Genomic DNA, 13,819 nt, shown 5'->3' on the forward strand with positions numbered 1-13,819 from the left:
TGTTTCGACACGGAGAAATGCAAATGCTTCCTCTGGAAAGTTGATGTCAGGCAATTTTCCATCCAGACGGAAACTATTTGATTAAGCGCGGGTTTTGCACAACACTGCCAGAAGCGACTTCATCATCAGGGTTTACTATGGCAACCACCCGACCAAGAACGGAACGCGGCGCCTTCCCGCCAGGGACTGAACATTATGGCCGCTCATTTTTAGGCGCTCCACTGATCTGGTTTCCCGCACCTGAGCCCGATCGTACTAGCGGCTTAATCATTGCGGGCACGCATGGCGACGAAAACTCGTCCATCGTGACGCTTTCGTGCGCGCTACGTACGCTGGCCCCCGATTTACGACGACATCATGTGATTTTGAGCGTCAACCCGGACGGTTGCCAGCTTGGATTACGGGCAAATGCACGAGGCGTTGACCTTAACAGGAATTTTCCGGCAGCAAACTGGCGCGCGGGTGAAACGGTGTATCGCTGGAACAGTTCGGCGCAGGAACGCGATGTGGTTCTGCTCACGGGCGACAAACCGGGTTCCGAGCCCGAGACTCAGGCGTTGTGCCAGCTTATTCATAAGATCCACCCGGCCTGGGTAGTCTCTTTCCACGATCCCCTCGCCTGTATTGAAGATCCTCGTCATACGGCGCTCGGGCAGTGGCTGGCGGATGCGTTTGCTCTTCCGCTGGTAACCAGCGTCGGCTATGAAACTCCCGGGTCGTTTGGAAGCTGGTGCGCCGATCTCGGCCTGCACTGTATCACCGCAGAATTTCCGCCGATCTCCTCGGATGAAGCGAGTGAAAAATACCTCAGAGCGATGACGGATCTTCTGCGCTGGCAGCCTCAAAGATGAAGAACGCCAGAGGTAAAACTCAGGGCGGGTGAAACGTCAACCGCCAGCCAGGTTGGGCCATCCAGATCGGCAAAACGCACGCTGTTCACCAGCGGGAGTGCAGCGCCGATCGCTCTGGACGTGCACAACATACAACCCAGCATCAGGGTAAAGCCTTGCGCCTGCGCATGCTTTGCCAGCGCCAGGGCCTCGGTTAACCCCCCTGTTTTATCCAGCTTGATGTTCACCATCTCGTAGCGGCCTTTGAGATCTGAAAGACTCTCGCGCGTATGACAGCTTTCATCTGCACAGACGGGAAGCGGATGAATAAAATTCGCCAACGCGGCGTCGTCGTCTGCCGGGAGAGGTTGCTCCAGCATGGCAACGCCCAGATCGGCAAGCAGCTGACAGCGGGCCGCCAGCCCTTCGCTGTGCCATGACTCGTTCGCGTCGACTATCAGGGTGGCATCAGGTACCGCCGCCCGAATGGCGACCATGCGTTCGCTAATCAGACGATCGTCGAGCTTCACCTTTAATAAGGTTGCACCGGTGGCATATAACGCCTGAGCGCTGGCCGCCATTTGCTCGGGTTCACCGATGACGACCGTTTGCGCGGTGACGATCGATTGCGGCAGCGTAACGTCCAGCAGTGAAGGCAGCGGTTTGTGTTGCTTCGCCGCTTCCAGACTCCAGAGCGCGCAGTCGATCGCATTGCGTGCCGCGCCGGCCGGCAACCGTTGCTGAAGGGCCTCACGCGTCAGCCCCGCCTGCAAGTCGGGCACCACCGTCATAATTTGCGCCATGACTGAGGCCAGGCTTTCTCCGTAGCGAGGATAAGGGGTACATTCACCGACGCCTTTTACGCCATCCTCTTCACATTCAACCACCACCACGCAGGCCTCATTACGGCTGCCGCGCGAGATCACAAACGGGGTGTGCAATGGCCAGGCTTCTTCATAGACCTTAACGCTTCTCATCACTGACTCCTTGCAGGCCGGTAAGGCATAAAATTGGTTTGCCGTGCTAACTGCGGATGACATACACTAGCCACGACGTTAACTATTTGTAAACAGGAAGATATCTATGTCACAACTCGTTCATTTCCAGGGCAACCCGGTTGCTGTTGCAGGTTCCATCCCTCAGTCTGGCAGCAAAGCACAGCCTTTTACTCTGGTGGCTAAAGATCTGTCTGACGTCACGCTGAGCCAGTTTGCTGGCAAACGTAAAGTCCTGAACATTTTCCCAAGCATCGATACGGGCGTTTGCGCGGCATCCGTGCGTAAATTCAACGAGCTGGCGACCGAAATGGACAACACCGTGGTGCTGTGCATTTCTGCTGACCTGCCGTTTGCCCAGTCCCGCTTCTGCGGCGCTGAAGGCCTGAGCAACGTCATCACCCTTTCCACTCTGCGTAGCCCGGATTTCCTGGAGCAATACGGCGTTGCCATTTCAGAAGGCGCGCTGAAAGGTCTGGCTGCACGTGCGGTGCTGGTCATCGACGAAAACGACAACGTTGTTTTCAGCGATCTGGTTAACGAAATCACCACCGAACCGGATTACACCGCTGCACTTGAGGCACTTAAAGCCTAAACGTAAAAAAGCCTCTGCAAAGAGGCTTTTTTGTTTATTCGTCACCCTTCTTCTGGTTCAACCCATATTCGCGCAGCTTATTCGCAATCGCGGTATGTGAGACCCCAAGACGTTTCGCCAGCTTGCGCGTGCTCGGATAGCTACGATAGAGCTGCGTTAACACCGAACGCTCGAAACGGCTGGTGATGTCGTCCAGCGAGCCCTCCATTGCCTCTTCGCCTACCGATACCGTCCCGGCATCGTAATCCGGCAACAAAATATCCTGAGGACGCAGTTCATACCCTTCAAGCTGAGTTAATGCGCGATAAACCGCATTTTTTAGCTGACGAATATTGCCCGGCCAGCCGTAACGCGTCAGCACGGTGCCGAGGTCGGCAGAAAGCTTCGGACGCGGCACGCCCTGCTCGTCGGCAAAACGGGCGACAAACAGCTCCGTCAACGGCATGATGTCCTGCGGGCAATCGCGCAGTGGCGGGATATTGAGCGTCAGAACGTTCAGACGATAGTAGAGATCTTCGCGGAACACCCCTTTCTGCACCAGCTCCACCAGGTTTTTCTGGGTGGCGCAGATGACGCGCACATCCACGTGCACTTCATGATCTTCCCCCACGCGACGGAACGTGCCGTCATTCAGGAAGCGCAGCAGCTTCGCCTGCATGCGGGGCGACATTTCGCCAATCTCGTCCAGCAGCACCGAACCGCCGTTTGCCTGTTCAAAGAAGCCTTTTTTGCCTTCCGGCGCATGCCCGAACAGCTCGCTTTCCACCGCATCTTCCGGAATCGATGCACAGTTCAGCGCCAGATACGGTTTTGCCGCGCGCGGGCTGGCCATGTGCACAGCATGCGCCAGCAGATCTTTCCCCGTGCCGGTATCACCGGTAATCAGCAGCGGCGCGGTCAGATTAGCCAGCTTGCGCGCCTGGTCGATCACGTGACGCATCTTCGGGCTTACCGCAATAATCTGGCTGAATGCGCCAACGTCCTGGCTGGACAGATTTTGCAACTGGCGGCCCATGCGCACCGTGGAGCGCAGCATGATCACTGCGCCGGTCAGCACCCGCGCGGCATTTTCGCCTTTCAGGTAGACCGGCGTGATCTCCATCAGGAAATTCTGTCCGTTAATGACGACGTGCTCGCTATGGGTATTTTGCGGGCTGCTGTCCAGCCAGCGCTGGAAATTAAACCCCGGGATCAGCTGCGTAGCGTGGTGACCGATGAGCTTTTCCTGGCTCTGCGCAAACAGCTGGCAGCTGGCCTGGTTAACGCGCTCGACTTTATTTTTCAGATCGAGAGACAGAAACGGCTCCGGCATCGCTTCCAGCAGCGCGCTCAGCGCGAGATGTTCTCGCTCGGACGGCATCCAGGGGATGGTGCGAACATCCGTAACGCCAGCGATACGGCGGATTTCCGCCATCAGGCTACTGAAGGTATTGAATTCAATTTCGGCAAAGTTGAGGTAAATTCGCCCGACAGGGTCGATCTCAATGCCACGTAAATCAATGCTACGTAAAACAAGAAGATCGAGTAACTCGCGGGTCAGACCGAGACGGTCCTCACAAAAGACTTCCAGACGCATGGGAAATTCACCGTTTAAGCCATTAACAGTAAAATGATATGTCAGATCACGGTGTTCGGGAAGGTGGCTGTCAACAAATATTGACAGCCCGCACGATTAGTAAACAAATCCTCACTGCACAGGTTTTTTACTGAGCGTCTCTTTAAGCTGACCTACCAGCTCGCGGCGGAAATCGCCCAATCGCGGCTTGTCGCCGTCGATCCAGGGAAGCGGACGACAGACCTCCATCGCTTTAATACCTAAGCGTGCCGTCAGCAGACCGGCACCTATCCCCTGCGCCGCCCGCGCGGAGAGACGCGCCGCGAGATCCTGCGACATCCAGTCCATTCCGACCTCGTGCACCAGTTCGCTGGCCCCGGCAAAGGCGATATTCAGCAACACCAGTTTGAACAGGCGCAGACGGCTGTAATAGCCAAGCTCAATGCCGTACAGCCTGGCGATGCGGTTAATCAGGCGCAGGTTGCGCCAGGCGATAAAGGCCATGTCCACCATCGCCAGCGGGCTAACGGCGATCATCAGCGTGGATTCCGCCGCCGAACGGCTGATCTCACGGCGAGCCTGCGCATCCAGTACCGGCTGGACAATATGGGCATACAGCGTGACCACCTCCTGATCATTCTGGGTTTCGTGGATCGCCGCATACCAGCGCTGTAGCGCCGGATGAGAGTGATCTATCCCGGCCTGAGCCGCCAGTTTTTCACAAAATGCACGCCCTTTTCCCGTGCCGTGGCTGTGCAGCAGATCCCGCGCTTCATCGCGTTCGTGCGCGCGCTGACGCAAACGCCAGAGGCGACGCCACTCGGTGACGACTGAGCCTACGCCCGCACCAACGATCAACACTCCGGCGGCACAGCCACCAAGCGCCACCCAATCCTGGGTTTGCCAGGCATTGATGCCCCACTGCACGCCCTGCCCGATTACGCTCGCGCCAAAAAGGGCCAGCCCGGCGGTGACCATCTTGCGCCACAGGCTGCGTTTCGGGCGCAGTGCCGCGTCAACGACCGCTTCCGCCTGCCCCTCTTCAACCAGCGGTTCCTCTGTCAGCACGGGAGCAAAGTTGTCGGCCTGCGGGCCGCTGAAGGTTTGCGCCGTTTTGAACGCTTCATGCGGGGTCTGATCAAGCTGACCGGTAAAATCAATGCGTGGTTTCAACGGTTCCGTCATCGCAATTTATCTCCAATCAAAAACTCCAGCGCCGCATCCAGACGGATGTGCGGCAGTGGCTGGTCAACGTTCATCCTCTGCGGACGGAAGGCTTCGAACTGAAACCCCTGGCTTTGCCAGAAGGCCTGGCCCGGCAGACGCGCGGGAACTTCCCCTGGATAGACCGTGAGCGGCTCCCCGTCGCTGAGGCGGTTGCCCCGAAGGGCCGGAATTTTCTCGCCGTTAACGTCAATCAAACCGCTTTGCGTAGCCTGTACGGACGCCAGCCCCAGACAATCCATGCCGATCCCTTCGAAAGCCGCATTCTGCCAGGCATCCTGCACCAGCTGTTGCAGCAGGGAAACCATATTGGCGTGCTGATCGACCGTCACATGGTCGGCTTTTGTGGCGGCAAATAACAGCTTATCGATGACCGGAGAGAACAAACGGCGAAACAGGGTACGCTGTCCGTAATGGAAACTCTGCATCAGCTGCGTCAGCGCCAGCCGCATATCATTGAACGCCTGCGGCCCGCTGTTGAGCGGTTGCAGGCAGTCCACCAACACGATCTGGCGATCAAAGCGCAAAAAGTGATTTTTATAAAAGCCCTTAACCACCTTTTCACAGTAGTAGTTGTATCGCTCGCGGAGCATACCGGCGTTGGTGGTCTTGTCCGCCTGCGCCAGCTTCGATTCGCCGATGCTGTCAACGTCCGGCCACGGGAAAAACTGGAGCGCGGGGGCGCCGGCTAAATCACCCGGCAGCACAAAACGGCCTGGCTGGATAAAATGAAGCCCCTCCTGTTTGCACTGGTGCAGGTAATCCGTCCAGGCTTCGGCTATGACGGCCAGACGATTTTCATCCGCCGGCGCCAGCGGATCCAGCCCTTCGCAAAGCTGGCGCCATTTGGTCGACCACTCTGCCCGCTGCCCCTGCAACAGGCCGGTCATCTGTCGGGACCAGCTCAGGTAATCCTGCGCCAGCATGGGTAAATCAAGCAGCCATTCACCCGGATAATCCACAATTTCGAGATACAGCGTGGACGTTTCTTTGAAGTGACGCATCAGGGATTCATTCGAGCGGAAACGAAGCGCAAGGCGAATTTCGCTCACGCCACGCGTCGGGGTGGGCCAGGCGGGAGGCTCCCCGTATAACTGAGCCAGACCTTCATCATAGGTGAAACGGGGGATGCCAAAATCACGTTGCGGTACGCGTTTCACGCCCAACAGCCGCTCCTCACGCACCGCGCTTAGCAGCGGCAGCCGCGCTCCCGCATGCAGGTTCATCAGCTGATTGACCATCGCCGTAATGAATGCCGTCTTACCGCTGCGGCTCAGCCCCGTCACGGCAAGACGCAGGTGGCGATCAACGCCACGGTTCACCAGAGAATTGAATTCGTTTTTAAGTCGCTTCATCGCCGTCCTTCATTGCCTGGAACCCTGAAAAGAGTCACTTCAGAATACAGTAAATTGGGGCAGATCGTTGATTATCAATTCTTAATTATTGCTATTGCCGTTTTCTCTCCAGTAAGATGGGCGCAATTGCTGTCCGTCTGGAGTGAGTAAGGTGTATGTCACCCACCATCTATGATATTGCCCGCGTTGCTGGCGTTTCGAAATCAACCGTGTCACGCGTTCTGAATAAACAAACGAATATTTCTCCTGAAGCGCGTGAAAAGGTGTTGAAGGCGATAGATGAATTAAATTACCAGCCTAATAAACTTGCCCGCGCACTCACCTCATCTGGCTTCGACGCCATTATGGTTATTTCGACCCGCTCAACCAAAACCACTGCTGGAAATCCCTTTTTCTCTGATGTACTGCATGCCATAACGGCAAAAGCAGAAGAGGAAGGTTTTGATGTTATTTTACAAACGTCCAAAAGCAGTGAAGACGATCTGCAAAAATGCGTGGGTAAAATAAAGCAAAAGATGATTAAAGGGATCATCATGCTAAGCTCGCCGGCGAACGAGTCTTTTTTCTCGACGCTGGATGAATACGGTGTGCCCGTGGTTGTTATTGGTAAAGTGGAAGGGAATTACCAGAATATCTATTCTGTCGATACGGATAATTTCCGCGACAGCGCCATATTAACAGACTCGTTTATCAAGCATGGCCGCACCAAAATTGCCTGCCTGCATGCCCCGCTCGATTATCACGTTTCTATCGATCGTCTGGCGGGCTATAAGTCCAGTCTTAAGAAACACGGCATCGAAATTAACCCGGCCTGGGTTATCGATGGCGGATATACCCATGAAAGCGCGCTTCAGGCGGCCAGCCAGCTCCTCTCCTCAGACAACCCGCCCGATGCGGTTTTTGCAACTGACAGCATGAAATTGCTGAGTCTTTACCGTGCCGCAGATACGCTAAATCTGACGATCCCGGAGCAGGTTGCCATGGCAGGATACAGCGACCCGATGCTGTCTCTCATCTTGACCCCTGCACCCGGCGGCTTTGATATCCCAACGAGAAAGCTCGGCGAAGAGAGCTGCACTCTTTTATTCAAGTGCATTGCAAATAAACCTGCGCCGCATAAAGTGTTGGTTGAAACCCACTTTACAGATGCGGCTTCGTTACGCTAAAAACCAGGGGCAAACGCCCCTGGTATCACGTCATCAGAACGCGTAATTCACGCCGACACCCGCATAGTGGAAGCGGTCGCTGTCACCTTCGTCATGATTTTCCCATTCGTAGGCATACTCGAGCGTCATGGAAAGCCCATTCGCAAAGTCGTAAGCGTAGAGCAGCCCCAGTCGGTTGAAGTCATGCCCTTCACGGGTTGGATCGTCCTGCCAGTCCCAGTTTGACCAGCGATCGAGCCCCAGACGGGTGTAAGGCGTAAGCGTTGTCTGGCCTAATGAAACCGGCAGGTAGGCACGAATTTCTTGGGTCGAGAATTCACCGTTATTACGTGAACTGTCCATATTGAAACCACGCTCTAAATAGTAGTTAACTTTTGCAGAGACGGTTTCGTTTATTGTCCAGGTAAAACCGGTTTCCGTTTCAACACGGCTGTCAGAATAACCGGTTTTTCCCAGGTCATTCGCAAACTGGTACATGGCAAACCAACCGCTAAAACGCCAGTCATCGGTTAATTTCAGATCCCAGTCTGGCTGAATTTTGTAGCGCTGCATATTAGCACTGCCGTCTTTCGCACCGTGTTCATTTTTAAAATGATATCCATAATTACGGAAACCGCCCGTAAGACCCAGCGTAAAATCATCGGTGCCAATGAAGCGATACCGTAATTCGAATTCAGGGCGATCGAAATAGGTGCCGCGCGTCATGCTGCTGTAATCAACCGGGCCTTCCTGATACATGGCCAGTGAAATGGTCCACGCATCATACGTGGCGTTAAACCACACGGAAGGTTCATATAATCCATCTTTATCGTCACCCTGCCCTTCGACGTTTTCAATTTCATACATGGCACCAATATTAAACTCCCAGTGTTTTGCTGTTTCTGTTGCTTGCGCGCAGCTAACCCCTGCGCACAGAACGAGCGCAGCACTTCTTAGTAGAGTACTCATTAAAATATTCCTTTATAATTAACTCACAAAAAAACCGGAAATTTTCATTTCCGGCGAACACCTTTCTTATCTAATTGCTGCTTCAGTTTCAGCATCGAAGAAATGGCACTTACTCATATCGAACTGGATGCCGATAATATCCCCTGCAACGTAATCATCCGCCGCACCCGCACGGACAACCAGTTCATGCCCACCCACGGTGGCATACAGCATAAATTCTGCCCCGGTGAGTTCAGCGACGCTGATTTTCGCCGTAACGTTTTCACCGCTACGCTGTAGAGTAAGAATGTCTTCAGGACGGATCCCAAAGACGACCGCTTTACGCTGGTAACCCTGCGCATTCAGTATGGCGAGCTTGTCTTCCGGGATCTCCAGGCGCAGCGTTTCCGTCACGAAATAGCGATCGTCGATCGCGCCACGAATAAAGTTCATCGCAGGTGAACCAATGAACCCTGCCACGAACATATTCGCGGGTTCGTTGTAGACCTGTTTCGGCGCGCCCACCTGCTGGATGATGCCGTCTTTTAAAATCACGATGCGGGTCGCCATCGTCATGGCTTCCGTCTGATCGTGCGTCACGTAAATCATGGTGGTATTAAGCTTCTGGTGCAGCTTGCTGATTTCAGCGCGCATCTGCACACGAAGCTTGGCATCAAGGTTTGACAGCGGTTCATCCATCAGGAAAACCCCGGCTTCGCGCACTATCGCCCTGCCTAACGCCACGCGCTGGCGCTGACCGCCGGACAACGCGCCGGGTTTACGCTGGAGATAGTCGCGTAAGCCCAGGATCTGGGCCGCCCAGCTAACGCGTTCTTCAATGATGGAGGGGGCAATTTTTTGCATCTTCAGGCCAAACGCCATGTTATCGTAGACCGTCATATGCGGATAGAGCGCATAGTTCTGGAAAACCATCGCGATATCACGGGATTTGGCGGGAACATCATTCATGCAAACCCCGTCAATAATCAGTTCACCTGCGCTGATCTCCTCGAGGCCGGCAATCATTCGCAGCGTCGTGGATTTACCACAGCCCGATGGACCGACGAAAACAATAAATTCTTTGTCTTCAATTTCGAGATTGAAATCCTTAACCACGTGGACCTGGTTATCATAGATTTTCTGAATGTGTTTCAGTGACAGTTGAGCCATTATAAATTCCTTATCAATACGCCCGGGATGCCCAGAACGCCGTCAGGCGTTCCCAGGTCAGCTCCTGCGTTGAATGAAGTTGTAATCCCGCATGGTCCAGGCCAGGTCCAATCCCGACCGACAGCATTCCTGCGGCGTTGATCGCATCCACACCCGCGGCGGCATCTTCAATACCGATGGCCTCTTCAGGACGCACGTTCAGTCCTTTACATGCCGCGAGGAAGATCTCCGGGTCCGGCTTTGAGCGGCGGATCCGGGAGGCATCGGCGCAAAAATCGAAGGCCTGATGAATACCCAGCGCATGCAAAATCCCCGGGGCGTTAAGCGATACGGATGCCAGCCCAATTTTGACCTTCGCAGCACGAATATCGGCCAGCACCTCGCGAATACCCGGAAGCAGCGAATCCTGCGTAAGAGACGCCAGCAACTGGACATAGAGCGCGTTTTTCCTGGCTGCAAGCGCCAGACACTGCTCTTCACTGAACATCCCCGCTTTCCCGCCGTGCTTCAGGATGCGCTGAAGAGAATCCATGCGGCTTATCCCCTTCAGCTGTTCGTTAAACACTTCGTCGAAGGTGATCCCGATCTCCTGGGCCACGGCACGCCAGGCCAGAAAGTGAAGGTGCGCGGTATCGGTGATCACCCCGTCCAGATCGAATACAACAGCGTTAAGCATCATGGCGCCCCTCCGTGGTAGCGGTCCCATTAACAGGTACAAGAAAATCCTGATGCGCACATACCTTCCGCCCCGATACGTTCAGCGTTTGACCCCACAGCGTCAACGTGACGGGGGCGGTAGTTTCAATGGTTAACAGATCATCTTCAAAGGTGATGTGCATAGTTGCATCCCGCCACCGTAGCGGGAAGGCGAGTTTCCGCCAGTGAGCGGGCAGCTTCGGCGCAAGATGCAGTTCCCCGTCGCTAATGTGCATCCCGGCAAACCCCTGAATCGCCCCCAACCAGATCGCGCCGGTGGCCGCAGCATGTATACCGTCATCGCTGCTGTGCGGGTCGTCCCCCAGATCGATGGCGATACCGTCACGCCAGAAGGCATACGCCCCCTCGGTGTCACCGCAGCGCGCGAGCACAATGCCGTGAATGGCTTTACTCAGTGACGAATCATGAATCGTGCGCGGCTCGTAGAACGCCAGATTGGCGGCACATTGCTGCGGCGTAAACCGTTCCGGCAGCAGGTAGTTAAGCATCACGACATCGGCCTGCTTCAGGATCTGCATCTCGTTCACTTCCGCGCGGGAGTAATCGAGCAGAATGGTCTGTTTACCCGCTTTGGCCTTGTAGCGGCTCAGATCGATGGCCGGTTTTGTCATAAAGGTGTCATCCTGCGGGATCACACCCTCTGCATTGGCCTCCGGTAACCACAAACGCGCCAGAAACGTCTCGGCATTTTCCGTAAAACGCGCATCGTCACGCCCAAACATCGCCATAAACTGGCGCGCACAGGCCACGTTGTGCCAGGCCAGGTAGTTGGTGTAGGCGTTGTTGTTGACATGCTCGGTGTATTCGTCCGGTCCGATCACATCATGGATTTCCAGACGACCATTGACGTCCGTCGCGCGTCCCATCCAGAACGAAGCGGTTTCCATCAGCAACGTCAGGCCTTCGTGACGCATAAAGGCATCATCATGCGTCGCCTGCCAGTAAGCGACGACAGCCCAGGCGATATCTGCCACGATGTGGTGTTCAGCGAGTGCGGAAGCCACCTTCTGGCGAACCCCGGTACGAATGTTAATTGCCGCGAACTCAGGCGTCTCTTCCTGTCCGCTGGCGGCGCTTTCCCACGGGAACAGCGCGCCCGGCCAGCCGTTACGACGCGCTTTTTCACGGGCGCCTGAGAGATTAAGCCAGCGAAAGCGCAGCAGGCTGCGGGCAATTTTTGGACGGGTAAACAGATGGAACGGCAGCAGGAAAATTTCGGTATCCCAGAAGACGTGCCCCTTGTACCCCTCACCCGTCAGCCCTTTTGCAGCGATACTGCTTCGCTCATGATGGGCAGGCGTCATTGTCGTCAGGTGCCAGACGGCGTAATCCAGCGCCAGTTGATCCTGTTGCGCCGGGGAAGTCACTTCCACACGGGCGTCGCGCCAGACGTCTTTCCAGGCATACGCTGAGCTCTCACGCAACGCCTCGTAGCCTCTTGCCGCACAGACTTTGAGATCGGCCAGCGCGTTGCGCGCGAAAGTTTCCTGCGATAGCGCTTTATCGCTGCGATGCGTTACCCAGACGATTTTCTCAAGCGTGACAGTGTCACCCTGAGCAATCGTCAGCGAATGATGCACGCTGAGCCGACGATTTTTGGCGGTGAAGCAGCTGTCGCTCTTCGTCGAGAGCTGGCAAAACGCCGAAACCACAATCTCAGACGCCCGGTCCTGCGTTTCATACACGCCCTGCATGTAATGCTGGTCAAAGACCCTGACCGAGATTTCATCCAGATGCTGTCTGCCGCTGTTCGTTTGCGTCGCATCAATACCGGTTTTCAGCACGGCCTGCGCGGGGGCATCAAGGGGGGTGATTGCAAGCTGCATAGCCACTAAAGGCAGCTGGTCCAGCGACACAAAACGACGGCTCTCCAGCCGATAGCGTTTGCCGTTGGGTGAACGCCAGACAACGTTGCGATGCAGTTCGCCGTTTGCAAAGGCCAGCTCGCGCTGCCACTCAAGTATTTCCCCTGAAAGGAGGGTGAAATTGATGCCGTCCAGCTCAACATCAATACCGGTGATATCCGGCAGGTTGACCAGTTCAGTGGTCTCGTTGCGACCCGCGCGATGATAAAGACCGGCAAGATACATGCCCCTGGTTTGCAGGGTGTAATCTTCTTCATGCGCAGCGCGAATGCCCATGTAGCCATTACCGCAGGTCATGACTGAGGCATATTTATTCAGGCTGTGAGGACAAAATCCCGGATCGGTTAATACAGATATGTTCAGCATAATGTCACGCTTTCCCCTGTTTCTGCGGATTCATAAAGCGCGGCGACGAGCTGTTGAATAACCAGTCCCTGCTCTGCGTCAGCGATCATCACAGGCTCACCCAGCACATGCCGTACGAAGGCATCCATGCTGCGCAGATGGCGCCGATCGTCCGCCTCTTCACGCTGGGCAAGGGTTTCCAAAATACCGGCTTCGTCGTTATAGATATGCGCCGGGAACAGCGTTGCGCACGCCTTTTCACCGCAGAAAGAGACGTTCATGATGGACTGCTCGCGGATGTTAAGCGCAAAGGAGGTATCCAGACGCAGAACGCCGCCGTTGCAGAATTCGATCGTGCCAAACAGGGCATCTTCTACGGTAAACTGCGTGGGATCCCACTCGCCAAACTGGCCGCTGTGTTTCTGGTTTCCGAGCTTCTGGAAGCTGTGCGCGGTCACCCGCTTCACCGCCGGGAAACCCAGGACGTACATGGCGGCATCCAGCATATGAATGCCAATATCAATAAGCGGTCCACCGCCCTGGAGCGATTTGTTGGTAAATACGCCCCAACCCGGTACACCGCAGCGGCGCAGCGCCTGCGCCGAGGTAAAGTAAACTTCGCCGAGCGTGCCGTTCATCACCGCATCACGCAGCAGCTGGGTATCCAGGGCAAAGCGATGATGAAAATCATACGCGAGGACTTTTCCAGCCTTACGCGCCGCAATGCGCATCTGGTCGGCCTGTTCCGGCGTCATCGCCGGCGGCTTTTCACACATCACATGACAACCCGCTTCGAGGGCCGCCATGACGTGTTCAAAATGGAACCGGTTAGGCGAACAGACGCTCACCACATCCGGTCTTACTGTTTGCAACATCTCGTGAGCGTCCTGCCATGCCGATGGAATAGCATAACGTTCCGCGAACGCCTGTGCCTGTTCAGGGCGGCTGTCCATGACAGCCACCATTTGAACATCACTGCGCGTGGCGTAATACGAGGCATGCACTTTGTCTGCAACCTGCCCGGCGCCAATGATGGCGACGCGCAGAGGCAAAGGTGTAGAAGCACTCATCACGC

At 55.5% G+C, this 13,819-nt stretch carries 12 protein-coding genes; 3 read left to right on the forward strand and 9 right to left on the reverse strand.

The annotated features are described in order from the left end of the window. The first annotated feature begins 137 nt into the window (after positions 1-137). Entirely contained in the window at positions 138-851 is a 714-nt protein-coding gene (gene mpaA / locus IM300_RS20530; RefSeq protein ID WP_063452313.1) for a murein tripeptide amidase MpaA, read from the forward strand. Here mpaA and ycjG read toward each other — a convergent pair. Further along, positions 842-1,807: an L-Ala-D/L-Glu epimerase gene (ycjG, locus tag IM300_RS20535; RefSeq protein WP_193038110.1), complete on the reverse strand. Its 966-nt coding sequence runs from the start codon at positions 1,805-1,807 to the stop codon at positions 842-844. The two genes, mpaA and ycjG, sit on opposite strands and share 10 nt — an antisense overlap. Positions 1,808-1,913: 106 nt before the next feature. Between ycjG and tpx the strand changes: the two genes are divergently transcribed. Then, positions 1,914-2,420 (forward strand): thiol peroxidase, encoded by a 507-nt coding sequence (gene tpx, locus IM300_RS20540; protein WP_193038112.1) that lies wholly within the window; start codon positions 1,914-1,916, stop codon positions 2,418-2,420. A gap of 34 nt (positions 2,421-2,454) precedes the next feature. On the opposite strand, the gene tyrR is transcribed toward tpx, so the two are convergent. From tyrR to IM300_RS20555, 3 genes are all read right to left on the reverse strand, one after another. Continuing rightward, a complete protein-coding gene (tyrR, locus tag IM300_RS20545; protein WP_063452310.1) occupies positions 2,455-3,996 on the reverse strand; it encodes a transcriptional regulator TyrR in 1,542 nt (513 codons plus the stop codon). Between the two features lie 111 nt (positions 3,997-4,107). Then, positions 4,108-5,160 (reverse strand): YcjF family protein, encoded by a 1,053-nt coding sequence (locus IM300_RS20550; RefSeq protein WP_193038114.1) that lies wholly within the window; start codon positions 5,158-5,160, stop codon positions 4,108-4,110. Beyond that, the gene (locus IM300_RS20555) at positions 5,157-6,554 is read right to left on the reverse strand and encodes a YcjX family protein (RefSeq protein ID WP_112791805.1); all 1,398 of its coding nucleotides are present in this window, start codon (positions 6,552-6,554) and stop codon (positions 5,157-5,159) included. The genes IM300_RS20550 and IM300_RS20555 overlap by 4 nt, the downstream gene beginning before the upstream one ends. Positions 6,555-6,709: 155 nt before the next feature. Between IM300_RS20555 and IM300_RS20560 the strand changes: the two genes are divergently transcribed. Further along, positions 6,710-7,720 carry a LacI family DNA-binding transcriptional regulator gene (locus tag IM300_RS20560; protein WP_193038116.1) on the forward strand — a complete coding sequence of 337 codons (1,011 nt, stop codon included), beginning with the start codon at positions 6,710-6,712 and terminating at the stop codon, positions 7,718-7,720. Positions 7,721-7,753: 33 nt separating this feature from the next. Here IM300_RS20560 and IM300_RS20565 read toward each other — a convergent pair whose 3' ends face one another. The 5 genes from IM300_RS20565 to IM300_RS20585 all read right to left on the reverse strand — a co-directional run bounded on the left by IM300_RS20565 (position 7,754) and on the right by IM300_RS20585 (position 13,817). After that, complete coding sequence (locus IM300_RS20565; protein WP_193038118.1) at positions 7,754-8,668, reverse strand: OmpG family monomeric porin; 915 nt, start codon at positions 8,666-8,668, stop codon at positions 7,754-7,756. 66 nt (positions 8,669-8,734) lie between these two features. Next, complete coding sequence (locus IM300_RS20570; RefSeq protein WP_063866585.1) at positions 8,735-9,817, reverse strand: ABC transporter ATP-binding protein; 1,083 nt, start codon at positions 9,815-9,817, stop codon at positions 8,735-8,737. Between the two features lie 13 nt (positions 9,818-9,830). After that, positions 9,831-10,496, reverse strand: a complete 666-nt coding sequence (gene pgmB / locus IM300_RS20575) for a beta-phosphoglucomutase (RefSeq protein ID WP_193038120.1) — start codon at positions 10,494-10,496, stop codon at positions 9,831-9,833. Then, positions 10,486-12,765: a glycoside hydrolase family 65 protein gene (locus IM300_RS20580; RefSeq protein WP_193038123.1), complete on the reverse strand. Its 2,280-nt coding sequence runs from the start codon at positions 12,763-12,765 to the stop codon at positions 10,486-10,488. Before IM300_RS20580 ends, pgmB begins: the two co-directional genes overlap by 11 nt. Beyond that, positions 12,759-13,817, reverse strand: a complete 1,059-nt coding sequence (locus tag IM300_RS20585) for a Gfo/Idh/MocA family protein (RefSeq protein ID WP_193038125.1) — start codon at positions 13,815-13,817, stop codon at positions 12,759-12,761. Before IM300_RS20585 ends, IM300_RS20580 begins: the two co-directional genes overlap by 7 nt. Positions 13,818-13,819: the final 2 nt, after the last annotated feature.

The sequence above is a fragment of the Enterobacter cloacae complex sp. I2 genome (assembly GCF_014896205.1).
GTDB classification, from domain to species: Bacteria; Pseudomonadota; Gammaproteobacteria; order Enterobacterales; family Enterobacteriaceae; genus Enterobacter; species Enterobacter quasihormaechei.

Bases quoted from the DNA above. Each gene is read 5' to 3' on its own strand.
- tpx (WP_193038112.1), top strand. From the start codon at position 1,914: ATGTCACAACTCGTTCATTTCCAGGGCAACCCGGTTGCTGTTGCAGGT.
- IM300_RS20550 (WP_193038114.1), bottom strand. From the start codon at position 5,160: ATGACGGAACCGTTGAAACCACGCATTGATTTTACCGGTCAGCTTGAT.
- IM300_RS20580 (WP_193038123.1), bottom strand. From the start codon at position 12,765: ATGCTGAACATATCTGTATTAACCGATCCGGGATTTTGTCCTCACAGC.
- ycjG (WP_193038110.1), bottom strand. From the start codon at position 1,807: ATGAGAAGCGTTAAGGTCTATGAAGAAGCCTGGCCATTGCACACCCCG.
- IM300_RS20565 (WP_193038118.1), bottom strand. From the start codon at position 8,668: ATGAGTACTCTACTAAGAAGTGCTGCGCTCGTTCTGTGCGCAGGGGTT.
- IM300_RS20555 (WP_112791805.1), bottom strand. From the start codon at position 6,554: ATGAAGCGACTTAAAAACGAATTCAATTCTCTGGTGAACCGTGGCGTT.
- IM300_RS20570 (WP_063866585.1), bottom strand. From the start codon at position 9,817: ATGGCTCAACTGTCACTGAAACACATTCAGAAAATCTATGATAACCAG.
- IM300_RS20560 (WP_193038116.1), top strand. From the start codon at position 6,710: ATGTCACCCACCATCTATGATATTGCCCGCGTTGCTGGCGTTTCGAAA.
- pgmB (WP_193038120.1), bottom strand. From the start codon at position 10,496: ATGATGCTTAACGCTGTTGTATTCGATCTGGACGGGGTGATCACCGAT.
- tyrR (WP_063452310.1), bottom strand. From the start codon at position 3,996: ATGCGTCTGGAAGTCTTTTGTGAGGACCGTCTCGGTCTGACCCGCGAG.
- mpaA (WP_063452313.1), top strand. From the start codon at position 138: ATGGCAACCACCCGACCAAGAACGGAACGCGGCGCCTTCCCGCCAGGG.